Source organism: Streptomyces yunnanensis (assembly GCF_029011865.1).
Classification (GTDB): domain Bacteria; phylum Actinomycetota; class Actinomycetes; order Streptomycetales; family Streptomycetaceae; genus Streptomyces; species Streptomyces yunnanensis.
The window spans coordinates 2,904,500-2,928,409 of the sequence record NZ_CP095749.1 but is presented as its reverse complement, the minus strand read 5'-3'; the positions used below and the strand labels follow the sequence as shown (position 1 = coordinate 2,928,409).

The window sequence follows — 23,910 nt, the reverse complement described above, 5'->3', positions numbered from 1 at the left end:
TGTCGACGGTCGGCTACTTCCGCGTGCCGCCGCCCGCCTCGCTGTCCACCGCGGGCTCCGCGGCCTGCTGCCGCGGGATCCCGGCGGCACCGTCTGCGGCGCCCGTCCCGGCGGACGCCGGCTCCGCGCCGTCCGCCGCCGTGTCGTCCGGCTTCGCGGCGGCCTGCTCCGCCCCCTCCTCGGTGCCCCCGGCGCCCTGCGCCGCGTCCTCCTCCGCCGTGTCGTCCGCCTCCTCGGGCGGCTCCACCGCGCCGTCCGCCGCCGGGTCCCCCGCGGCGTCCTCCGGTGCCTCCGCCGCCTCCGTTGCCGTCTCCGCCGGCGCCTGCGCCGCGGTCTCGGCCGGTTCCGGGTCGGCGGCCCCGTCCGCCCCCGATGTCTCCTCCGCCGCAGCCTCCGCCACCGCGGCACCCTCCTCCGCCGCGTCGGACTTGCGCCGGCGGAACCGCGAAAACACGCCCATAACTGCTCCTACGCTCCTCATGTGGGCGAAATCCCTCATCGCCCGGAGCGTCCCCTTGCGCCGCCCGACGGGCCCCGGCAGCGCACCGGCGTTCGGGATCTCGCTTCAGGCAACGATGCCGTCCGTGCCCCGTCACGTCGCTCGTTCGAGATGGCACCGGGAGGTTTGCGAGACTGACGGGGTGAACACCGTCGCCCCCGCTCCGCGGGTCATCGCCGTCGTCGGCCCCACCGCGGCCGGAAAGTCCGATCTGGGCGTCGCGCTCGCCCGGCACCTCGGCGGTGAGGTGATCAACGCCGACTCGATGCAGCTCTACCGCGGCATGGACATCGGCACCGCCAAACTCACCCCCGAGGAGCGCGGGGGCGTTCCGCACCACCTCCTCGACATCTGGGACGTCACCCGCGCGGCCAACGTCGCCGAGTACCAGCGGCTGGCGCGCGCCGAGATCGACCGGCTGCTGGCCGAGGGGCGCACCCCGGTCCTGGTCGGCGGCTCCGGCCTCTACGTCCGCGGTGCCCTGGACGTTCTGGATTTCCCCGGCACCGACCCCGCCGTGCGCGCCCGCCTGGAGGCCGAGCTCGCCGAGCAGGGCAGCGGTGCCCTGCACGCCCGGCTCGCCGCCGCCGACCCGGAGGCGGCCCGCGCCATCCTGGCCGGCAACGGCCGCCGGATCGTGCGCGCCCTGGAGGTCATCGAGCTCACCGGCCGCCCGTTCACCGCCAACCTCCCGCGCCACGAAGCGGTCTACGACACCCTGCAGATCGGCGTGGACGTCGAGCGCCCCGAGCTCGACGAGCGGATCGCCACGCGGGTCGACCGGATGTGGGAGGCCGGCCTGGTCGACGAGGTGCGCGGACTGGAGGCCGAGGGGCTGCGCGAGGGCCTCACCGCCTCGCGGGCGCTCGGCTACCAGCAGGTCCTGGCGTACCTGGCGGGGGAGTGCACCGAGCAGGCGGCGCGCGATGAGACGGTGCGCGCCACCAAGCGCTTCGCGCGCCGTCAGGACTCGTGGTTCCGCCGGGACCCGCGGGTCCACTGGCTCAGCGGCGCCGCCGACCGACGGGCCGACCTCCCGTCCCTGGCACTGGCGTTGCTCGAACGACCGGTCACAGCCTGATCACGTCATGGCATCGGGACGCTCCGGCCGTCATCCGGGCCCCTGAGGGCGTGTCATCATCGACCATCGATCGAGGCGTGCAAGCTGGCAGTGGGGAGGGCGCGTGGCAATGGAGGCCGGCCCTCGCAACCGAGCCCAACAACCGGACCGGGACGGTGCCGGGGCGGCGGCGCAGGCCGAGGACGACCCGGCCGTGCACGACGCCCGCCCCGAGCCGGACGACCGCCTCCACACGCCCGAAGACGGCATCCCCGACGGCCACCCGGCCACCCTCGACGCCTCGGACGGCCCCGACGCGGAGCCCGGCCAGGCCCCCGAGGGCGGCGAGTCCTTCCGCGACCTGCGCCCGCCCCGGCGGCTGCGGCTGTGGCAGCTCGCCCCGATAGTGGCGCTGGCCGCCGTCGGCTCGCTGATGTTCGCCTTCCCGCTGGCCTTCGAGTTCGGCGGCGACGGCGGCGCGGTGATCGCCATGCTCGGCCTGCTGCTGTGCTGCTGCGCCGCCGGCGCGGGCATGATGGCGGCCCGCCGGGTCGGCCACACCTGGCCCGGCCTCCCGGTCCGCGGCTCCGGGCGCCGCGCCAGCTGGCGGGTGGTCCTCCTGTACGCGGCCGTGGTCGCCGTCCTCGCCGCGCTGGCGATCTGGCGGGTGGCCCGCCTCCGCTGAGGCCCCGCTCCCCGGCCCGGCGCCCGCCGCGGCCCGGCGTCCGCCGCGGCCCGGCCCCGACCGGCCGATGCTCCGCCCTCCCCGTAGGATTCAGGGGTGACCAGCACGCAGCGCATCGCCTTCCTCAAGGGCCACGGCACCGAGAACGACTTCGTGATCGTCCCGGATCCGGACGGCCGGATCGACCTGCCCGCGACCGCCGTCGCCCGGCTCTGCGACCGCCGCGCCGGGGTGGGCGGCGACGGGCTGCTGCACGTGGTGCGGTCCGCCGCGCACCCGGAGGCGCGGGCGATGGCCGACGACGCCGAGTGGTTCATGGACTACCGCAACGGCGACGGCACGATCGCCGAGATGTGCGGCAACGGCCTCCGGGTCTTCGCCCGCTACCTCCTGCACGCCGGGCTGGTCGAGGCCGGCGACCTCGCGATCGCCACCCGCGCCGGGGTGCTCCGGGTGCACCTCGCCAAGACCGGCGACGTGACCGTCTCCATGGGGCGCGCCGTGCTCCCCGAGGACGGCGTGGTGGTCGAGGTCGGCGGGCGCAGCTGGCCGGCCCGCAACGTCAACATGGGCAACCCGCACGCCGTCGCGTTCGTCGAGGACCTGGCGCACGCCGGTGAGCTGCGGGAACAGCCGGAGTTCGGCCCGGCCGCGGTGTATCCGGACGGTGTGAACATCGAGTTCGTCGTGGACCGCGGCCCGCGCCACGTGGCGATGCGGGTGCACGAGCGGGGCGCCGGCGAGACCCGTTCCTGCGGCACCGGCGCCTGCGCGGTGGCCGTCGCCACGGCCCGCCGGGACGGCCTGGACCCGGCCGCGACCGGCACCCCGGTGACGTACGTCGTCGATGTGCTGGGCGGCAGCCTGACCATCACCGAGCTGCCGGACGGCACGGTCGAGATGACCGGTCCGGCCGTGATCGTGGCCGAGGGCACCTTCGCGCCGGAGTGGCTGGCGGGCGCGCTCGCCGGCTGACGGGCGCCGGAGCACGCCCCTCGCCCAGGGGAAGCGGTTTCGGCGAGGAGAAACGATTCCGGCCAGAAAGTTCCCTCGAATGGGTGATCCGTTTCACGCTGAGCGAGAGGCGGACAGCACTGCGTGATGGGCTCGGTAGCATCAAGCACCGGCCCAGGCGCCCGAACTGACGGCGTCCCACCGCCGGTCGACGCCGCCGGAGGTGCCCATGAGCGCAGAGGCCACGAACCCTGGTAACCCTGAAGCAGCGGACCGCCGGCGCGGCCGCCCCGGGCCGGCGCTCCGGGGGCTCCGCCGCATCGGTCGCGCCGCACTCCTCGGCCCCGCCCCCCGCGACGGGCTGCCGGACGCCCTGGAACACGTCGCCAAGGTGCACCGCCACCACCACCCCGACGCCGACCTGGACACCCTCAGCAGGGCGTACCAACTCGCCGAGTCCTCGCACCGCGGCCAAATGCGCAAGAGCGGCGAGCCGTACATCACCCACCCGCTCGCGGTCACCCTGATCCTCGCCGAACTGGGCGCGGAAACCACGACGTTGACCGCCTCCCTGCTCCACGACACCGTCGAGGACACGGAGGTGACGCTGGATCAGGTGCGGGCCGAGTTCGGCACCGAGGTCTGCTACCTGGTCGACGGCGTCACCAAACTGGAGAAGGTCGACTACGGCACGGCGGCCGAGCCGGAGACCTTCCGCAAGATGCTCGTCGCCACCGGAAACGACGTCCGGGTGATGTCCATCAAGCTCGCCGACCGGCTGCACAACATGCGCACCCTCGGCGTGATGCGCCCGGAGAAGCAGGCCCGGATCGCCGGGGTCACCCGCGACGTGCTGATCCCGCTCGCCGAACGCCTCGGCGTCCAGGCGCTCAAGACCGAGCTGGAGGACCTGGTCTTCGCGATCCTGCACCCCGAGGAGTACGCCGAGACCCGGCACCTGGTGGAGAAGTACGGCGGCCACCCCGACCCGCTGACCGCGATCGCCGTCCGGGCCCGGACGATCCTGGCCGACGCCGGCATCGACGCCCAAGTCCTCGTCCGGCCACGGCACTTCGTCTCGGTGCACCGGGTCCTGCTGGCGCGCGGCCGGATCTCCGGCGCGGACCTGGGGCGGCTGCTGGTCCTGGTGGCCGAGGACGCCGACTGCTACGCCGTCCTCGGGGAGCTGCACACCTGCTTCACCCCGGTGGTCTCGGAGTTCAAGGACTTCATCGCGGCCCCCAAGTTCAACCTCTACCAGTCGCTGCACACCGCCGTCGGCGGCGCGACCGGCGAGATCGCCGAGACCCTGATCCGCACCCACCGGATGCACCGGGTCGCCGAGGCCGGGGTGATCGCGCTGGGCAACCCCTACGCCCCCACCGACGGCGCGGACGCACCCGAGGGCGAACGGGCCGACCCCACCCGCCCCGGCTGGCTCGACCGGCTCCTGGAATGGCAGCGCACCACCCCCGACCCCGACACCTTCTGGACCTCGCTCCGCGACGACCTCGCCCAGGACCGCGAGATCACCGTCTTCTGCACCGACGCCGCCGCGGACGGCCCGGCCGGCACCATCGGGCTGCCCGCCGGGGCGAGCTGCGTGGACGCGGCGTACGCCAAGCACGGCGAGGCCGCGCACGGTTGCATCGGCGCCCGGGTCAACGGCCGCCTCGCCACGCTCGGCACCGTCCTGCACGACGGCGACAACCTCCACCTGCTGATGGCCCAGGACTCCGCCGGACCCTCGCCGGAGTGGCTCGACCACACCCGCACCCCCGCCGCCCGACTCGCCATCTCCCGCTGGCTGGCCCGGTCCCAGGGCACCGGCGAACCGCCCGCCGCGCCCGCCGGGAGGCACGGCGAACGCCGCCGGGTGCCGGCCCACCGCCCGGCCGGCCCGGACCGCGCCGGGGCCGCCTCCGGCCTGGTGCTGGCCGACCTGCCCGGCGCCACCGTCCGGCTGGCCGGCTGCTGCACCCCGGTGCCGCCGGACACCGTCACCGGCTTCGCGGTCCGCGGCGGCACGGTCACCGTGCACCGCGCCCTGTGTCCGGCGGTGGCCCGGATGGCGGCGATGGGCCGGCAGCCGGTCGGGGTGCGCTGGCGGGGCGCGGCCAAGGGCGGCCACGGCTGCCGGGTGACGCTGCTGGCCGAGGCGTTCAGCCGGCCGCACCTGCTGCCCGACCTCACCGAGGCGATCGCCGCCCAGGGCGCCGCGGTGGTCTCCGCCGCCGTCGAACCCCCGCACGAGCAACTGGTCCGGCACACCTACACCCTCCACCTGCCCAACGCCGCCGGACTGCCCTCCCTGATGCGCGCGATGCGCCAGGTACCCGGCGTCTTCGACGTGGTCCGGGCCGCCGCGGCGGTGCGCACGGGGAACTGCTGACCCGCTCCCGGAACCCGCCCGTCCGACGGCAGAACGCGCGCGCGAGCGCAAGCGGACGGGCGAGCAGCCGCTCGTTCGGGTGCCGTCCAGCCGTGCCGTCCACGGGCGGGCGGGCCGCGCTGATACCGGTAGCCCATGTCCCTTCCCTTGCGCCGTCCGTCCGGCGAGCCCGACGGGCCAGCCGCCGACCGTTCCGCCCTCGACCGGGACCGTCCCCGCGCGCGCCGCGGCCGGATCCCCCGCCGGGCCGCCGCCCTCGGCCTCGCCGTCGCCGCCACGATCGCCGCGGCCGCGCCGCAGCCCGCCGAGCCGCTGGGAATCGGCGACCGCCTCTTCCCGATGCTCGGCAACCCCGGCTACCACGTCACCTCGTACGACATCTCCCTGGACTACTCGGGCCACAACGACCGTCCGATGGACGTGGTCACCGTGATCAAGGCCCGGGCCACCGCCAACCTCGACCGGCTCAACCTCGACTTCGCCGACGGAACCGTGCGTTCCGTCCTCGTCGACGGGCAGCCCGCCCGACACGAGCAGGCCGGCGAGGACCTGGTCCTCACCCCCGCCTCGCACATCCACCCCGGGCAGGACCTGCGGATCGTCGTCCAGCACACCAGCGACCCGCGCGGCCGGGGCGACGGCGGCTGGATCCGCACCACCGACGGACTGGCGATGGCCAACCAGGCGGACGCCGCGCACCGGGTCTTCCCGTGCAACGACCACCCCTCCGACAAGGCCGAGTTCACGTTCCACATCACCACGCCCGAGGGCCTGGTGGCGGTCGCCAACGGGCTGCCGGTCGGCGAGGGCGCCCGCGGCGCGCGCCGCACCTGGACGTACCGCACCGCCCACCCCATGGCCACCGAGCTGGCGCAGATCTCCATCGGGCGGTCCAGCGTCGTGAACCACCGCGGCCCGCACGGGCTGCCGCTGCGCGACGTCGTCCCCTCCTCGGCCCGGCTCCCGCTGGCCCGCTGGCTCGCCAAGACGCCGGATCAGATGGCCTGGATGGAGAGCAAGGTCGGACCGTTCCCGTTCGAGGCGTACGGGGTGCTGATCGCCGACGCCAGCACCGGCTTCGAGCTGGAGACCCAGACTCTCTCGCTCTTCGAGAAGCGCCTGTTCACCACCGTCCAGCTGCCCGACTGGTACGTGGAGTCGGTGATGGTGCACGAGCTGTCCCACCAGTGGTTCGGCGACAGCGTCAGCCCCCGCCGGTGGTCCGACGTCTGGCTCAACGAGGCCCACGCCACCTGGTACGAGGCCCTCTACGCCGACGAGAAGGGCGACCACCGCGCCTCCCTGGAGACCCGGATGCGACACGCCTACGAGGCGTCCGACGGCTGGCGCGCGGAGGGCGGCCCGCCCGCCCTGCCCAAGGTCCCCGACAAGGGCAGGAAGACCGGCATCTTCCGCCCGGTGATCTACGACGGCAGCGCCCTGGTCCTGTACGCCCTGCGGCACAAGATGGGGAAGGCCGGCTTCGAGCGCCTGGAGAGGGAGTGGGTGGCCAAGCACCGCGACGGGGTGGCCGGCACCGCCGACTTCATCGACCTCGCCTCCCAGGTCTACGGCCACAACCTCTCCGGCTTCTTCTGGGACTGGCTGTACGGCGCCAAGACCCCGCCGATGCCCGGCCACCCGGATTGGAAGCAGCAGCAGGTCAAGAAGGTCCCGGCGGACGGCGGCAAGCAGCAGTCCGCGGAGCGGCACGTGGCGACCACGCCCGGTGCGCCGCACCTGCACAAGGGGTGACCGTCGCCCGGAGCGGACGGCACGCGGGCTCTACGGGCGGCACCGGCCCGCACGGCGCACCCGGCGCACACCGGAAACCCGCGTGACGTCCGTCTCCGGGCCGTGCGACCATCAACGGGCCGACGCCGGCCGCACCGGGAATCTCCGGGGCGGCCCGGGCGTTGAGCAGATCGAACGGCAGAGCCACACCAGTCCCGACGGGACCGCCCGGTCCCCGGGGGCTTCCTACGACGCAAAGGATCAAATGACCTCCTCTTCTTCCCTTCCGCAGGACCGGCAGCGCCTCCCCGAGAGCCTTCGGGCCGACGCCCTGATGGAAGAGGACGTCGCCTGGAGCCACGAGATCGACGGGGAGCGCGACGGCGACCAGTACGACCGCTCCGACCGTGCGTCGCTGCGCCGCGTCGCCGGACTCTCCACCGAGCTCGAGGACGTCACCGAGGTCGAGTACCGCCAGCTGCGCCTGGAGCGCGTGGTGCTCGTCGGCGTCTGGACGTCCGGAACGGTGCAGGACGCGGAGAACTCCCTCGCCGAGCTGGCCGCGCTGGCCGAGACCGCCGGTGCCCTGGTGCTCGACGGCGTCGTCCAGCGTCGCGACAAGCCGGACCCGGCCACCTACATCGGCTCGGGCAAGGCCCTGGAGCTGCGGGACATCGTGCTCGAATCCGGGGCCGACACCGTGGTGTGCGACGGTGAGCTCTCCCCGGGCCAGCTGATCCACCTGGAGGACGTCGTCAAGGTCAAGGTGGTCGACCGGACCGCCCTGATCCTCGACATCTTCGCCCAGCACGCCAAGTCCCGGGAGGGCAAGGCGCAGGTCTCGCTGGCGCAGATGCAGTACATGCTCCCCAGGCTCCGCGGCTGGGGCCAGTCGCTGTCCCGGCAGATGGGTGGCGGTGGCTCCGGTTCGACGGGCGGCGGCATGGCCACCCGTGGTCCCGGTGAGACCAAGATCGAGACGGACCGGCGGCGGATCCGCGAGAAGATGGCGAAGATGCGCCGGGAGATCGCGGAGATGAAGACCGGCCGGGACGTCAAGCGCCAGGAGCGCCGGCGCAACAAGATCCCCTCGGTCGCCATCGCCGGCTACACCAACGCCGGCAAGTCCTCCCTGCTCAACCGCCTCACCGGCGCCGGTGTCCTGGTGGAGAACGCCCTGTTCGCCACCCTGGACCCGACGGTCCGGCGGGCCGAGACCCCCAGCGGGCGGCTGTACACCCTCGCCGACACCGTCGGCTTCGTCCGCCACCTGCCGCACCACCTCGTCGAGGCGTTCCGCTCCACGATGGAGGAGGTCGCCGACGCCGACATCATCCTGCACGTGGTGGACGGCTCGCACCCGGTGCCGGAGGAGCAGCTGGCGGCGGTCCGCGAGGTGATCCGCGACGTGGGCGCCACCGAGGTGCCCGAGATCGTGATCGTCAACAAGGCCGACGCGGCCGATCCGTTGACCCTCCAGCGGCTGCTGCGCCAGGAGAAGCGCGCCCTGGTGGTCTCCGCCCGCACGGGCGAGGGCATCGCGGAGCTGCGGGACCTGCTCGACGCGGAACTCCCGCGCCCCCAGGTCGAGATCGAGGTGCTGGTGCCCTACACCAAGGGCGCCCTGGTCTCGCGGGCGCACGCCGAGGGCGAGGTCATCTCCGAGGAGCACACCGGCGAGGGCACGGTCCTCAAGGCCCGGGTCCACGAGGAACTGGCCGCCGAGTTCCGCCCGTTCCTCCCGGCCGCCTGACGGCCCGGACCCACGCGCGCGCAGGACGCGGCGAAGGCCCGTCCCCGGTTTCCCGGGGGCGGGCCTTCGCCGTGGTCGTGGGTGCGCTCACGGGCGGGCGGCGCCGTCGTCCGGCGCCGCCCGCTCACGTCGTTGCTACTGGTTCGCCCACTTCTTGCTCATCGCGTCGAAGATGGACTTGGCCTCGGTGCCCAGGTGCGGACCGGCCAGCCACTGGGCCGGACGCGGCCCCATCGACGTGTTGGAGACCAGCACCGGCTTGCCGTCCGCGCCCTTGATGAACCAGGGGCCACCGGACGAACCACCGGTCATGGTGCAGCCGATCCGGTACATGGTCGGCTTCTTGGCGTCCAGCGTCAGCCGGGTCGGCTTGTCGGTGCAGGACTGCTGCGTCGCGCCGTCGAACGGCGGCTCGGCCGGGTAGCCCTGCGCCGTCAGGCTGGAGATCTTCGTCATCGCCGGGGCGCCGAAGTCCACCGCGTAGGCGCTGCCGGCCATCTCCTCCAGCGACTTGCCGCCGGTGCTCTCCTCCGGCTTCACGTGCATCAGCGCGAAGTCGTACGGCGCCATCGGCACGCCCGGGACGGCGCCGCCGTCGGCGATCCACTCCTTGGTCGTCGCCATGTCGTCCGCCCACCACTTGCCGGACGGGACGCGGTCCTCGAACGGGGTGGTCTTCATCTGGGCGGCCGACGCGCCGGTCCGGTTGAAGTTCGGCACGAACATCATGTTGCGGTACCAGCCGCCGTCCTTGCCGGCGTGCACGCAGTGCGCCGCGGTCCAGACGAGGTTGGACTTGCCCGGGTGCGCCGGGTCCTTGACGACGGTGGCCGAGCAGCGCGACTCGCCCTTCGGCGTGCTGAACAGCAGCAGGCCCACGCCGGGCGCGGTGGAGGTGTAGGGCGTCTTCACCGCGCGCGCGGGGACCGCGGTCGGCTCGGGGTCGGTCTTGCCCTGGTCCTCGGTGATGTCCGAGGGCTTGCTCGGGTCCTGGGGCGGCTTGACCTTATTGATCTTGTCCGGGTCCCAGAAGTTCTTGATGACCGGGTTGATGAACTCGCCGGCTTCGCGAAGCCACTTGTCCTTGTCCCAGTTCTTCCACTCCCCGTTCTTCCACTTGTCCAGGTCGACGCCGTGTTCCTTCAGCTTGTCCTGGAGCTCCTTGGGGATCTTGATCGCACCCCCGCCCGTGGTGTCCTGGGACGACGCGGTCGGCTTGGCATCCGCGTTGTCGCCCGACGGCCCGCAGCCGGTCGCGGTCAGCGCCACGACGGCGGTGAGGGCGGCGGCGGCCAGCACTGGCCGACGTATCGATCGCATGGGTGGTTCTCCCCCTGTGTCAAACGGACTGAGCCGGAGCGGCTCATGAGCGGAGCCCCCGGTCCGGTTCTTGTCATGAACCGCAAGACCCGGGTGCAGCCCCCACTATGCCGGTGTCCGGGGGGACGGCGGTACTCGGGTCCGCGGTTCCCGGCCGTCAAGGATCTTGACGTGGCCCGTGTTCCCGCGCGGGTGGCGTCGTTGGTACGTACGGGGGACGGCCGGGCTGCCTGCCGGGCCCGCGCGGTATCCAGCAGTTCACCAGCAGGAGGACACAACTGCCGTGGCGTTGACCGAAACCGTGCCGGCGGCCGCGCCGCCGGCCCACGAGGGGATCCTGCGCCGCCAGGCCCTGCGTGAGTCCGCCGCCCGTACGTATGCGCGCTCGCTGCCGATCGTCCCGGTGCGCGCCCGCGGGCTGACCATCGAGGGCGCCGACGGCCGGCGCTACCTCGACTGCCTCTCCGGTGCCGGCACCCTGGCGCTGGGCCACAACCACCCCGTGGTCCTGGAAGCCATCCGTACCGTCCTCGACTCCGGCGCGCCGCTGCACGTCCTCGACCTCGCCACCCCGGTCAAGGACGCCTTCACCACGGAACTCTTCGCCTCCCTGCCCGAGGAGTTGGCCGAAAAGGGCAGGATCCAGTTCTGCGGCCCGGCCGGCACCGACGCCGTCGAGGCCGCCTTCACCCTCGTCCGCACCGCCACCGGACGGGAGGGCCTGGCGGCCTTCTCCGGCGCCTACCACGGCATGACCGCGGACGCCCTGGCCGCCTCCGGGGGCGCCCGGCACCCCGGCGTGACCCGGCTGCCCTACCCCTACGCCTACCGCTGCCCCTTCGGCGTCGGCGGCGAGCGCGGCGCCGAACTCTCCGCGCGCTGGACCGAGAACCTCCTCGACGACCCCAAGGGCGGGGTGCCCCGGCCCGCCGGGATGATCCTCGAACCGGTCCAGGGCGAGGGCGGCGTGATCCCCGCCCCGGCCGGTTGGCTGCGCCGGATGCGGGAGCTCACCGCCGCCCGCGGCATCCCGCTCATCGTCGACGAGGTGCAGACCGGCGTCGGCCGCACCGGCACCTTCTGGGCCGTCGAACAGAGCGGCATCGTCCCCGACGTCCTCGTCCTGTCCAAGGCGATCGGCGGCAGCCTCCCGCTCGCGGTCATCGTCTACCGCGAGGAGCTGGACGCCTGGCGCCCCGGCGCGCACGCCGGCACCTTCCGCGGCAACCAACTCGCCATGGCCGCCGGCACCGCCACCCTCGCCTACGTCCGCCGCAACGGCCTCGCCGGCCGCGCCGCGGAGCTCGGCGCCACGATGCTCGCCCGGCTCCGCGAGCTCGCCGCCGCCCACGACTGCGTCGGCGACGTCCGCGGCCGCGGCCTGATGCTCGGCATCGAGATCGTCGACCGGGACGCCGACGCCGACCCGCTGGGTGCCCGCCCCGCCGACCCGGCGCTGGCCGCCGCCGTCCAACGGGCGTGCCTGGACCGCGGCCTGATCGTCGAACTCGGTGGCCGGCACTCCGCCGTCGTCCGGCTGCTGCCGCCCCTGACCCTCACCGACGAACAGGCGGACGCGGTCCTCGACCGCCTCGCCGACGCCATCGCGGCGGCCGTCCGCACCGCCCCCGGGCCCACGGGCTCGTCCCCCACGACACTGCGAGGCACCCCCGCATGAACGAACGCCCCGGCCCCGACGCCGCCCACGCGGCCGAACGGCTCCCCCTCCCGCACCAGGGGGCCGGCCTCATCGAGCCGTCCGTCCCGCGCCAGCAGCGCCGCCCCGGCGACGACACCTGCCACCAGCAGACCCCGGCCGCCGGCCGCCGCGTCCCCGGCGCGCACGACCCCGTGCGCCACCCCGACGCCGACCCCCTGGACCACCCGGACCCGGCCGTCGCCGCCGACGCCGCCGGCATCGAGAACCTCCTCCGCTGCTGGCTGCGCGAGCACGGAACCGCCCGCCCGGCCGGCGGCCGGCTGCGCCTCCCGCTGCACGCCAGCGCCACCGCCCTGCACATCCCGGTCCGCTACTGGTCACCCACCGGCTGGCACCGCCTGGGCGCCCCCACCCTGGAGGGCACCCCGCCCGGCTCGGCCCCGCTGGACGCCGTCACCCTCGCCGCCCTGCTGCGCCGCGAGGCCGCGCACGGCGGCGACCGGCGCGCCTCGGACGGCGGCGAACACCGGGTCGCCGACGGCGACGAACCGCCCGCAGCGGACGACGCCCCGCAGGCCCCGGACGGCGACGGCGCCGAACTCGTCGGCCGGGTCGCCAACTCCGTGCGCACCACCGCCCTGTTCATCGCCGACCGGCGCGCCCGCCCCGCCGAGGAACAGGGCTCCCGTTTCCTCGAAGCCGAGCAGTCGCTCCTCCTGGGCCACCCCCTGCACCCCACGCCCAAGAGCCGCGAGGGCCTCACCGACGCCGAGACCGTCGCCTACTCGCCCGAACTCCGCGGCGCCTTCCCGCTGCACTGGATGGCCGTCCACCCCGACGCGGTCGCCGCCGACTCCGCCTGGACCGAGCGCGGCCGCACGGTGCCGGCCGGGCAACTCACCGCCGAACTGGCCGGCGACGGCCTGCCGCTCCCCGACGGCACGGTGCCCCTGCCGCTCCACCCCTGGCAGGCCCGGGACCTCGCCGCCCGCCCGGAGACCGCCGCGCTGCGCGACGCCGGACTGCTGCACGACCTCGGCCCGCACGGCCCCCGCTGGTACCCCACCTCCTCTGTCCGCACGGTCTGCCGCCCCGGGGCGCCCGCCATGCTCAAGCTCTCCCTGGGCCTGCGCATCACCAACTCCCGCCGGGAGAACCTCCGCAAGGAGCTGATCCGCGGCGTCGAGGTCCACCGGCTGCTGCGCACCGGCCTGGCCGCGCAGTGGCGGGCCGCCTTCCCCGGCACCCCCGGCTTCGACATCGTCCGCGACCCCGCCTACCTCGCCGTCGACGGGCCGGACGGCACCCCCGTCCGGGGCCTCGACGTGGTCGTCCGCCACCAGCCCTTCGGCCCCGCCGACGACGCCGTCTGCATCGCCGGACTCACCGCGCCCCGCCCCTGGCCCGGCCACGGCGCGATGCGCTCCCGCCTGGAGAGCGTCGTCGGTGGGCTCAGCGCCCGCACCGGGCGGCCGGCCGGCGCGGTGGCCACGGAGTGGTTCCTGCGCTACCTCGAAGCGGTGGTCCGGCCCGTCCTGTGGCTCGACGGGACGGCCGGCGTCGCCCTGGAGGCCCACCAGCAGAACACCCTCGTCCTGCTGGACGCCGACGGCTGGCCGGCCGGCGGCCGCTACCGCGACAACCAGGGCTACTACTTCCGGACCTCCCGCCGCGCCGAACTGGAGAGCCGGCTGCCCGGCATCGGCACCGCCAGCGACACCTTCGTCGCCGACGACGTCACCGACGAGCGGTTCGCCTACTACCTCGGCATCAACAACGTCCTCGGCCTCATCGGGGCGTTCGGCGCGGCCCGCCTGATCCGCGAGGAGGTGCTGCTCGCCGCCTTCCGACGGTTCCTCGTCGATGCCGCCGCCGCGCCCCGGGCGCACCGCTCCACCCTGCCGGAGCGACTGCTCTCCGCCCGCACCCTGCGCTGCAAGGCCAACCTCGCGACCAGGCTGCACGGCCTGGACGAACTGGTCGGCCCGGTCGACACCCAGTCCGTCTACGTCACCCTGTCCAATCCGCTCGCGCTCTAGGCCCTGTTGTCCCCCAGCCCCACAGGAGAGCGTCACGTGCCACCCACCGATTCCGGCCCCACCACCGCGCCGGACGACACCTTCGGCGACCGGCCGGCGCCCCACCCCGGCGCGGCGCCGCCCGCGGCCCCCACCCCGGCCGCGGGCCCGTTGCTGGACGACCTGGCCGGCTGGCCACCGGCCGACACCCCCGCCGGGACGTTCGCCCTCGTCCCGGTGGACCTCGACCGCGACCTGGACCGCATCGTCGCCTGGATGAACGATCCGGCCGTCGCCGCCTTCTGGGAACTGGCCGGCCCCCCGGAGACCACCGCCACCCATCTGCGCCCCCAACTGGACGGCGACGGCCGCAGCGTGCCGTGCCTGGGCGTGCTGGACGGCGTCCCGATGAGCTACTGGGAGATCTACCGCGCCGATCTGGACCGGATCGCCCGCTACTACCGGGCCCGCCCCCACGACACCGGCATCCACCTACTCATCGGCGGCACCGGCGACCGCGGCCGCGGCCTCGGCACGACGCTGCTGCGCGCCACCGCCGACCTCGTCCTCGACCACCGCCCGCGGTGCGGGCGCGTCCTCGCCGAACCGGACCTGTGCAACACCGGCTCCGTGGCGGCGTTCCTGAGCGCCGGCTTCCGCTACGCCGAGGAGATCGAACTCCCCGAGAAACGCGCGGCGTTGATGATCCGCGACCGCGCCCACCGCCACCTGCTCTGACCCCGGGGCCGTCCGTCGACGGCCCCGGCCCGGTCCGCCATCCGTCCCGCCGGCCCGGTTGTCCCCCGCACGTGCCGGTCCGGTCCCGTCCCGAGGAGTCCCACCTTGTCTCCTGCGCCCCGTCCCTCCGCTCCCGCCGCCTCCGCTCCCGCCGACCGCCGCGCCCCGTCCGCCACGACCGGGCACACCCCGTCGCGCGACGCCTGGCAGCGCGCCGCCCGCCGGCTCTTCGCCAAGACCCTCGCGGAATTCGCCTACGAGGAGATCCTCGTCCCCGAACCCGACGGCACCGCCCCCGACGGCAGCCCCCGCTACCGCCTACGGGTCACCGACGACCTCACCTACCGCTTCACCGCCCGCAGAAGCGCCTACGGGCACTGGCGCGTCGACCCCCACTCGATCGCCCCGCACGCCGATCCGCTGCGCTTCCTCACCCACGCCCACGACACCGTCCTGAGCCTGTCCGGCGACACCACCGGCCACCTCATCCGCGAGCTGACCGCCACCCTCGCCGCCGACACCCGCCTGGACGCCACCGCACTCAGCGCCGCGGAACTCGCCGACCTGGACTACGCCGCCCTCGAAGGCCACCAGACCGGCCACCCCTGGCTCGTCGCCAACAAGGGCCGACTCGGCTTCTCCGCCGCCGACGCCGAGACCTGGGCCCCCGAGGCCCGCACCCCGCAGCGGCTGCCCTGGCTCGCCGCGCACCGCCGTCTCGCCCACTACCGCGGCGTCCCCGCCCTGGCCACCCCCGACCGCCTCTACGGCGAGGAACTCGCCCCGGCCACCCGGCGCGCCTTCGCCGCCACCCTGGCCGACGCCGGCCGTGACCCGGCCGACTACCTCTACCTCCCCGTGCACCCCTGGCAGTGGGACGAGACCATCGCCCCGCTCTTCGCCCCGCAACTCGCCGACGGATCCCTCGTCCCGCTGCCCAGCGACAACGACCTGCGGCTCCCGCAGCAGTCGATCCGCACCTTCCTCAACCTCACCCGCCCCCGGGCGCGCACCGTCAAGCTGCCGCTGTCCATCCTCAACACCCTGGTCTGGCGCGGCCTGCCCACCGAGCGCACCCTGGCCGCCCCCGCCGTCACCGCCTGGGTGCACGGCCTGCGCGACGGCGATACGTATCTGCGCGACGAGACCCGGGTGATCCTGCTCGGTGAGACCGCCTCGGTCACCGTCGAGCACCCCCTCTACGACCGGCTGCCCGGCGTCCCCTACCAGTACAAGGAACTGCTCGGCTGCATCTGGCGGGAGCCGCTCGCCGGCCGGCTCGACCCGGGGGAGCGGGCCCGCACCCTGGCCTCCCTGCTGCAGACCGACCCCGCCGGCCGCGCCCTGGCCGCGGAGCTGGTGCACCGCTCCGGCCTGTCCCCGCGGGACTGGCTGGCCCGGCTGTTCGGCGCGCTGCTGCCGCCCCTGCTGCACTTCCTCTACCAGTACGGCACGGTTTTCTCCCCGCACGGCGAGAACGCCATCGTGGTCTTCGACGAGGACGACGTCCCCACCCGGCTGGCCATGAAGGACTTCGTCGACGACGTCAACACCAGCGCCCAGCCGCTGCCCGAGCAGGACGCCATGCCGGACGACGTCCGGGCGGTGCTGCTGACCGAACCCCCGGCGTTTCTCACCCAGTTCATCCACTCCGGCCTGTTCGTCGGCGTCTTCCGCTATCTGGCGCCGCTGTGCGAGGAGCAACTCGGCGTCCCCGAAGGAGAGTTCTGGTCACTCGTCCGGGCGGAGATCCTGCGCCACCACGAGCGGTTCCCGCACCTCAAGGAGCGGCAGGAGACCTTCGACCTGCTCACCCCGAAGATCGAGCGGCTCTGTCTGAACCGCAACCGGCTGCATGTGGACGGTTACCGCGACCGTCGCGACCGCCCGCACGCCGCCGTGCACGGCACCGTCCCCAACCCCCTGTACGCACCGTGATCGCTGCCCGGCCGGTGATCGCCCCGCGCTGTCGGTGGTCCCGAGTAGGCTTGCAAGCGCTATGACGAAGCCCTCTCTCCCCGATCTGCTCCACGCCGCCGTCTCCGCCGTCGGCGGCACCGAGCGGCCCGGCCAGGTGGCCATGGCCGAGGCCGTCGCCGAGGCTGTGGACGACCAGGCCCATCTGCTGGTGCAGGCCGGCACCGGCACCGGAAAGTCCCTCGGCTATCTGGTGCCGGCGCTGGCCCACGGCGAGAGGGTGGTGGTCGCCACGGCCACCCTCGCCCTGCAGCGCCAGCTCGTCGAGCGCGATCTGCCGCGGACGGTCGAGGCCCTGCATCCGCAGCTGCGCCGCCGGCCGCAGTTCGCGATGCTCAAGGGCCGCTCCAATTACCTCTGCCTGCACCGCCTCCACGAGGGCGCCCCGCAGGACGAGGAGGACGGCCTCTTCGACGTCTTCGAGCAGGCGACGCCGACCAGCAAGCTCGGCAAGGACCTGCTGCGGCTGCGCGACTGGGCGGACGAGACCGAGACCGGCGACCGCGACGATCTTTCCCCCGGCGTCTCGGACCGCGCCTGGGGCCAGGTCTCGGTCTCCTCGCGCGAGTGCCTGGGCGCCTCGAAGTGCGCGTACGGCGCGGAGTGCTTCGCCGAGGCGGCCCGGGAGCGGGCCAAGCTCGCCGATGTGGTGATCACCAACCACGCGCTGCTGGCGATCGACGCCATCGAGGGCGCCCCGGTCCTGCCGCAGCACGAGGTCCTGATCATCGACGAGGGCCATGAGCTGGTCTCCCGGGTCACCGGCGTGGCCACCGGCGAGCTCACCCCCGGCCAGGTCAACCGCGCCGTGCGGCGCGCCGCCAAGCTGGTCGACGAGAAGGCCGCCGATCAGCTCCAGACCGCCGCCGAGACGTTCGAGCGGCTGATGGAGCTGGCGCTGCCCGGCCGCCTGGAGGAGATCCCCGAGGAGCTGGCGTACTGCCTGATGGCGCTGCGGGACGCGGCCCGCACGGTGATCGTCGCGCTCGGCTCGACCCGCGACAAGTCCGTCCAGGACGAGGACGCGGTCCGCAAGCAGGCCCTGGCCGCGGTCGAGAACGTCCACGACGTCGCCGAGCGGATCGCGAACGGCTCCGAGTACGACGTGGTCTGGTACGAGCGCCATGAGCCCCGCGGCGGAGCCGTACCCCGCTTCAGCGGGGCGTCGCTGCGGGTGGCGCCGCTGTCGGTCTCCGGTCTGCTGCGGGAGAAGCTCTTCACCGACCGCTCCGTGGTGCTGACCTCCGCCACCCTCAAGCTGGGCGGCGACTTCAACGGCGTGGCCGCCTCGCTGGGCCTGGGCCCGGAGGGCACCGCGGGCGAGGACGAGCCGGTCTGGAAGGGCCTGGACGTCGGCTCGCCGTTCGACTACGGCAAGCAGGGCATCCTCTACGTCGCCAAGCACCTCGCCCAGCCGGGTCGGGAGGGCAGCCGCACCGACATGCTCGACGAGCTGGCGGAGCTCATCGAGGCGGCCGGTGGCCGGACGCTGGGGCTGTTCTCGTCGATGCGGGGCGCCCAGGCCGCGGCGGAGGCGATGCGCGGCCGGCTCGACATGCCGGTCCTGCTCCAGGGCGAGGAGACCCTCGGCGAGCTGATCCGGACGTTCGCCGCGGACGCCCGGACGTGCCTGTTCGGCACCCTGTCGCTGTGGCAGGGCGTGGACGTCCCGGGCCCGAACTGTCAGCTGGTGGTCATGGACCGGGTGCCCTTCCCGCGGCCGGACGATCCGCTGATGAGCGCCCGGCAGAAGGCCGTGGAGGAGGCCGGCGGCAACGGCTTTATGGCGGTCGCGGCGACCCATGCCGCGCTGCTGATGGCGCAGGGGGCGGGCCGTCTGGTCCGGGCCACCGGCGACCGCGGCGTGGTCGCGGTGCTGGACCCGCGCGTGGAGCGGGCCCGCTACGGCTCCTTCCTCCGCAAGTCCATGCCGGACTTCTGGTACACCACCGACCGCAATCAGGTCCGCCGCTCGTTGGCCGCCATCGACAAGGCGGCCAGGGAGGCGGCGGGGGAGTAGCCGGGGAGCGGGGCCCGCCGGGACAGCGCAGAGCCCCGGGACGGAACCGGCGCAGTGGTTCCGTCCCGGGGCTCGGTCGTGGGGGCGCGGTCAGACCCGGCGCAGCACCGCCACCACCTTGCCGAGGATGGTCGCCTCGTCGCCGGGGATGGGCTGGTACGCGGCGTTGTGCGGCAGCAGCCATACATGGCCGTCCTCGCGCTTGAAGCGCTTGACGGTCGCCTCGCCGTCGAGCATGGCGGCGACGATGTCGCCGTTCTCGGCGACCGGCTGGCGGCGGACGGTGACCCAGTCGCCGTCACAGATCGCCGCCTCGATCATGGAGTCGCCCACGACCTTCAGCACGAACAGCTCGCCGTCGCCGACCAGCTGACGGGGCAGGGGGAAGACGTCCTCGACGGACTCCTCGGCAAGGATCGGGCCGCCGGCCGCGATCCGGCCGACCAGCGGGACGTAGGACGCGGCGGGCTTGCCGGCGGTCTCCGTCGCCGCGCTCGTCGGCTGGTCCGAGGCACGGACCTCGTACGCCCGCGGGCGGTGCGGGTCGCGGCGCAGGAAGCCCTTCCGCTCCAGGGCCATCAGCTGGTGGGCGACGGAGGAGGTGCTGGAGAGCCCGACGGCCTGGCCGATCTCCCGCATGGACGGGGGATATCCGCGCCGCTGCACCGAATCCCGGATCACTTCGATCACTCGGCGCTGGCGGTCGGTGAGCCCGGAACTGTCGGCGCGAATGCCCGGGGGGCGCCCCGGCAGCGAACGGGTCGGCTTGTGCTCTTCGGAGTCCGACGTGGTGTCTTCCATCGGCCGCGGTGCCCTTTGCGGTTGCTCGAATCGGCTCTGGGAGTGGCTTTGTGCGGTGATGGTCGCGCTGTCTGCGGTGGTGGTCACGTCGGCCCCTCTCGAAATGTTCTCCCTAGTTAGCCAACGGTAGTTGCTTTCGAAAGGTTGCGCCAAACACACGTTCGAGTGAAAAATTCCGCGATTGGCTGACCTGATCAAGTGCCGCGGTGTATGGCCGAATGGCAATTCGGGCCTCCGGGACGTCCTGCCCCGGATTCCCGTCCGGATTCCTGTCCGAAATGCCGGCCGGAACCCGTCCCGAAAAGCGTGGGACGGTGCCGCGGGGGAGGTTCGCCGCGACGTGGCCGATTGTGTCATCCCCGCCCCTCCGGCCCCCGCGCCGGGTGGCTTCCCGTACCCTCTTGGACGGCCCGCCGGCCCGCGGCCACCGCGACACGCGGTAGGCAGATATAAGCACCCCGACACCACATCTAGTGCTTAGATGCCTTCGGCCGCCTACAAGTTGTGGTGCCGGGTCAGTCGGACCCCACGGATCGCCTATGCTTGTGGCTGCTCCGAAGGGCCCGTACGGACCGGCCGGAGGTTCCGTCGCCGTACGCCGGTTCCCTTGGCGTGCGTCCGTTTTCGAGGGTGAGGAGGGTGGAGCCATGCACTGCCCCTTCTGCAGGCACCCGGACAGTCGGGTCGTCGACAGCCGCACCACGGACGACGGGACGTCGATCCGCCGGCGCCGCCAGTGCCCCGACTGCTCCCGCCGCTTCACCACCGTCGAAACGGCGTCACTCATGGTGATCAAGCGGAGCGGGGTCACCGAGCCCTTCAGTCGCACCAAGGTCATCGCGGGGGTGCGCAAGGCGTGCCAGGGGCGTCCGGTCACCGAGGACGCCCTCGCCAAGCTCGGCCAGCGGGTCGAGGAGGCGGTGCGCGCCACCGGCAGCGCCGAGCTGACCACCCATGACGTCGGGCTCGCCATACTGGGCCCGCTGCAGGAACTCGACCTCGTCGCGTACCTGCGCTTCGCGTCCGTCTATCGGGCGTTCGACTCACTTGAGGACTTCGAGGCGGCCATCGCCGAGCTGCGGGAGCAGCGCGAGCAGGGGCCGCCCGCGCACGGCGGGAGCAACGAGGAGGCCGGCGAGCCGGCCGTTCCCGTGCCCGCCACCGCCGCCGACTGAGTTCGGCGCGCACTTCCAGACCCGGGTCGGGGCGAGAGCAGGGCGCCCCGGTGCGGGAAGACATACACCGTGCCACGGAATTTGTGTGCACATATGGGCGTTTGCCCGTACAGGGAGGCGGAATGACAGAGACGACGAGCGGCCCGGCACGAGGCTCCCGCGCCAAGGGCAGCAAGGCGAGCAAGGGTCTGCGTATCGAGCGCATCCACACCACCCCCGGCGTGCATCCGTACGACGAGGTCCAGTGGGCGCGCCGTGACGTCGTCATGACCAACTGGCGCGACGGCTCGGTCAACTTCGAGCAGCGTGGCGTCGAGTTCCCCGACTCCTGGTCGGTGAACGCGGTCAACATCGTCACGAGCAAGTACTTCCGCGGCGCGGTGGGCTCCCCGGCCCGCGAGTCGAGCCTCAAGCAGCTCATCGACCGCGTGGTCAAGACGTACCGCAAGAGCGGCGAGGAGAACGGTTACTTCGCCTCCCCGGCGGACGCCGAGATCTTCGAGCACGAGCTGGCCTACGCCCTGCTCCACCAGGTCTTCAGCTTCAACTCCCCGGTGTGGTTCAACGTCGGCACCCAGCAGCCGCAGCAGGTCAGCGCCTGCTTCATCCTCTCCGTGGACGACTCCATGGAGTCGATCCTGGACTGGTACAAGGAAGAGGGGATGATCTTCAAGGGCGGCTCCGGCGCCGGCCTGAACCTCTCCCGCATCCGCTCCTCCAAGGAGCTGCTCTCCTCCGGCGGCAACGCCTCCGGCCCGGTCTCCTTCATGCGCGGCGCCGACGCCTCCGCCGGCACCATCAAGTCGGGTGGCGCCACCCGCCGCGCGGCCAAGATGGTCGTCCTGGACGTCGACCACCCCGACGTCGAGGCGTTCATCGAGACCAAGGTCAAGGAAGAGGAGAAGATCCGCGCGCTGCGCGACGCGGGCTTCGACATGGACCTGGGCGGCGACGACATCACGTCCGTCCAGTACCAGAACGCCAACAACTCGGTCCGCGTGAACGACGAGTTCATGAAGGCCGTGGAGTCCGGCGCGAAGTTCGGCCTGCGCGGCCGGCTGAACGGCGAGATCATCGAGGAGGTCGACGCCAAGGGCCTGTTCCGCAAGATGGCCGAGGCCGCCTGGGCCTGCGCCGACCCCGGCATCCAGTACGACGACACCATCAACCACTGGCACACCTCGCCGGAGACCGGTCGCATCACCGCGTCCAACCCGTGCAGCGAGTACATGCACCTGGACAACTCCTCGTGCAACCTCGCCTCGCTCAACCTCCTGAAGTTCCTCAACGACGACGACCAGGGCAACCAGTCCTTCGACGCCGTGCGGTTCGCCAAGGTCGTCGAGCTGGTCATCACGGCCATGGACATCTCGATCTGCTTCGCGGACTTCCCCACCGAGAAGATCGGCGAGACCACCCGCGCCTTCCGCCAGCTGGGCATCGGCTACGCCAACCTCGGCGCGCTGCTGATGGCCACCGGCCACGCCTACGACTCCGACGGCGGCCGCGCCCTGGCCGGTGCCATCACCTCGCTGATGACCGGCACCTCCTACAAGCGCTCCGCCGAGCTGGCCGCGGTCGTCGGCCCGTACGACGGCTACGCCCGCAACGCCGACGCCCACAAGCGCGTCATGAAGCAGCACTCCGACGCCAACGGCAGCGCGGTGCGCATGGACGACCTGGACACCCCGGTGTGGGCCGCGGCCACCGAAGCCTGGCAGGACGTGCTGCGCCTCGGCGAGAAGAACGGCTTCCGCAACGCCCAGGCGTCGGTGCTGGCCCCGACCGGCACCATCGGCCTGATGATGGACTGCGACACCACCGGCGTCGAGCCGGACCTGGCGCTCGTGAAGTTCAAGAAGCTGGTCGGCGGCGGCTCCATGCAGATCGTGAACAACACGGTCCCCAAGGCGCTCAAGCGGCTCGGCTACCAGCCCGAGCAGGTCGAGGCGATCGTCGCCCACATCGCCGACCACGGCAATGTCGTCGACGCCCCCGGCCTCAAGCCGGAGCACTACGAGGTCTTCGACTGCGCCATGGGCGAGCGCGCCATCTCCCCGATGGGCCACGTCCGCATGATGGCCGCGGCCCAGCCGTTCCTCTCCGGCGCGATCTCCAAGACGGTCAACGTCCCGGAGTCGGCCACCGTCGAGGAGATCGAGGACGTCTACTTCCAGGGCTGGAAGCTCGGCCTGAAGGCGCTCGCGATCTACCGCGACAACTGCAAGGTCGGTCAGCCGCTCTCCGCCAAGAAGAAGGAGGAGGAGAAGAAGCCCGAGGCCGCCGCGAAGACCGCGGAGAAGAAGGTCGTCGAGTACCGCCCGGTCCGCAAGCGTCTGCCCAAGGGCCGCCCGGGGATCACCACCTCCTTCACCGTCGGCGGCGCCGAGGGCTACATGACCGCCAACTCCTACCCGGACGACGGTCTCGGCGAGGTCTTCCTGAAGATGTCCAAGCAGGGCTCGACCCTCGCGGGCATGATGGACGCCTTCTCCATCGCGGTGTCGGTCGGCCTCCAGTACGGCGTGCCGCTGGAGACCTACGTCTCGAAGTTCGTCAACATGCGCTTCGAGCCGGCCGGTATGACCGACGACCCGGACGTGCGGATGGCGCAGTCGATCGTCGACTACATCTTCCGCCGCCTGGCGCTGGACTTCCTGCCGTTCGAGACCCGCTCGGCCCTCGGCATCCACTCCGTCGAGGAGCGCCAGCGCCACCTGGAGACCGGCTCCTACGAGCTGCCCGAGGACGAGGTCGACGTGGAGGGCCTGGCCCAGTCCGCGCCCCGGCAGACCGACACGGTCAAGGACCCGGCCCCGGCGATCAAGGCCGTCGAGGAGACCGCCGCGCCGGCTCCCAAGCAGGCGCACACCAACGCCGAGCTGGTGGAGATGCAGCTGGGCATCAACGCCGACGCGCCGCTGTGCTTCTCCTGCGGCACCAAGATGCAGCGGGCCGGCAGCTGCTACCTCTGCGAGGGCTGCGGTTCGACCAGCGGTTGCAGCTGAGCCCGGCGCCCCGAGGGGGCGACGGCCGGTGATCGGCCGGTGGGCCTGAGCTGACCAGGGCGGTGGAGTACGGGGAGACCCGGCTCCACCGCCCTGTCGCGTCGGGGGGCGGACAC

Annotated in this window: 16 protein-coding genes; 13 read left to right on the top strand and 3 right to left on the bottom strand. The window is 73.1% G+C overall.

What is annotated here, in order from left to right:
• Positions 1 to 13: 13 nt before the first annotated feature.
• Positions 14 to 460 (bottom strand): hypothetical protein, encoded by a 447-nt coding sequence (locus MOV08_RS12645; protein ID WP_275307530.1) that lies wholly within the window; start codon positions 458 to 460, stop codon positions 14 to 16.
• Between the two features lie 181 nt (positions 461 to 641).
• Between MOV08_RS12645 and miaA the strand changes: the two genes are divergently transcribed.
• From miaA to hflX, 6 genes are all read left to right on the top strand, one after another.
• On the top strand, positions 642 to 1,580 hold the full coding sequence (gene miaA / locus MOV08_RS12640; protein ID WP_039632131.1) for a tRNA (adenosine(37)-N6)-dimethylallyltransferase MiaA: 939 nt from the start codon (positions 642 to 644) through the stop codon (positions 1,578 to 1,580).
• A gap of 109 nt (positions 1,581 to 1,689) precedes the next feature.
• Complete coding sequence (locus MOV08_RS12635; protein ID WP_039632129.1) at positions 1,690 to 2,244, top strand: hypothetical protein; 555 nt, start codon at positions 1,690 to 1,692, stop codon at positions 2,242 to 2,244.
• A gap of 96 nt (positions 2,245 to 2,340) precedes the next feature.
• Positions 2,341 to 3,219, top strand: coding sequence for a diaminopimelate epimerase (dapF, locus tag MOV08_RS12630; RefSeq protein WP_275307529.1), 879 nt, complete (start codon positions 2,341 to 2,343; stop codon positions 3,217 to 3,219).
• Between the two features lie 208 nt (positions 3,220 to 3,427).
• Complete coding sequence (locus tag MOV08_RS12625) at positions 3,428 to 5,590, top strand: RelA/SpoT family protein (RefSeq protein WP_275307528.1); 2,163 nt, start codon at positions 3,428 to 3,430, stop codon at positions 5,588 to 5,590.
• A 135-nt stretch (positions 5,591 to 5,725) separates the two neighbouring features.
• On the top strand, positions 5,726 to 7,345 hold the full coding sequence (locus tag MOV08_RS12620) for a M1 family metallopeptidase (protein ID WP_039632120.1): 1,620 nt from the start codon (positions 5,726 to 5,728) through the stop codon (positions 7,343 to 7,345).
• 244 nt (positions 7,346 to 7,589) lie between these two features.
• Positions 7,590 to 9,077, top strand: a complete 1,488-nt coding sequence (hflX, locus tag MOV08_RS12615) for a GTPase HflX (protein WP_039632117.1) — start codon at positions 7,590 to 7,592, stop codon at positions 9,075 to 9,077.
• Between the two features lie 135 nt (positions 9,078 to 9,212).
• Here hflX and MOV08_RS12610 read toward each other — a convergent pair whose 3' ends face one another.
• Positions 9,213 to 10,397, bottom strand: a complete 1,185-nt coding sequence (locus tag MOV08_RS12610; protein WP_203232548.1) for a trypsin-like serine peptidase — start codon at positions 10,395 to 10,397, stop codon at positions 9,213 to 9,215.
• A 283-nt stretch (positions 10,398 to 10,680) separates the two neighbouring features.
• Between MOV08_RS12610 and MOV08_RS12605 the strand changes: the two genes are divergently transcribed.
• From MOV08_RS12605 to MOV08_RS12585, 5 genes are all read left to right on the top strand, one after another.
• A complete protein-coding gene (locus tag MOV08_RS12605; RefSeq protein ID WP_275307527.1) occupies positions 10,681 to 12,075 on the top strand; it encodes a diaminobutyrate--2-oxoglutarate transaminase family protein in 1,395 nt (464 codons plus the stop codon).
• Positions 12,072 to 14,096 (top strand): IucA/IucC family protein, encoded by a 2,025-nt coding sequence (locus tag MOV08_RS12600; protein WP_275307526.1) that lies wholly within the window; start codon positions 12,072 to 12,074, stop codon positions 14,094 to 14,096. Before MOV08_RS12605 ends, MOV08_RS12600 begins: the two co-directional genes overlap by 4 nt.
• 36 nt (positions 14,097 to 14,132) lie before the next feature.
• Positions 14,133 to 14,813, top strand: a complete 681-nt coding sequence (locus MOV08_RS12595; protein ID WP_039632111.1) for a GNAT family N-acetyltransferase — start codon at positions 14,133 to 14,135, stop codon at positions 14,811 to 14,813.
• A 105-nt stretch (positions 14,814 to 14,918) separates the two neighbouring features.
• Complete coding sequence (locus MOV08_RS12590; protein ID WP_275307525.1) at positions 14,919 to 16,751, top strand: IucA/IucC family protein; 1,833 nt, start codon at positions 14,919 to 14,921, stop codon at positions 16,749 to 16,751.
• Positions 16,752 to 16,812: 61 nt separating this feature from the next.
• The gene (locus MOV08_RS12585; RefSeq protein WP_275307524.1) at positions 16,813 to 18,810 is read left to right on the top strand and encodes an ATP-dependent DNA helicase; all 1,998 of its coding nucleotides are present in this window, start codon (positions 16,813 to 16,815) and stop codon (positions 18,808 to 18,810) included.
• Between the two features lie 90 nt (positions 18,811 to 18,900).
• On the opposite strand, the gene lexA is transcribed toward MOV08_RS12585, so the two are convergent.
• Complete coding sequence (gene lexA, locus MOV08_RS12580) at positions 18,901 to 19,698, bottom strand: transcriptional repressor LexA (RefSeq protein ID WP_039632107.1); 798 nt, start codon at positions 19,696 to 19,698, stop codon at positions 18,901 to 18,903.
• Positions 19,699 to 20,258: 560 nt separating this feature from the next.
• On the opposite strand from lexA, the gene nrdR reads away from it, so the two are divergent.
• Both nrdR and MOV08_RS12570 read left to right on the top strand, forming a co-directional pair.
• A complete protein-coding gene (gene nrdR, locus MOV08_RS12575; RefSeq protein ID WP_039632105.1) occupies positions 20,259 to 20,786 on the top strand; it encodes a transcriptional regulator NrdR in 528 nt (175 codons plus the stop codon).
• 122 nt (positions 20,787 to 20,908) lie between these two features.
• Entirely contained in the window at positions 20,909 to 23,794 is a 2,886-nt protein-coding gene (locus MOV08_RS12570) for a vitamin B12-dependent ribonucleotide reductase (protein ID WP_039632103.1), read from the top strand.
• Positions 23,795 to 23,910 lie beyond the last annotated feature (116 nt).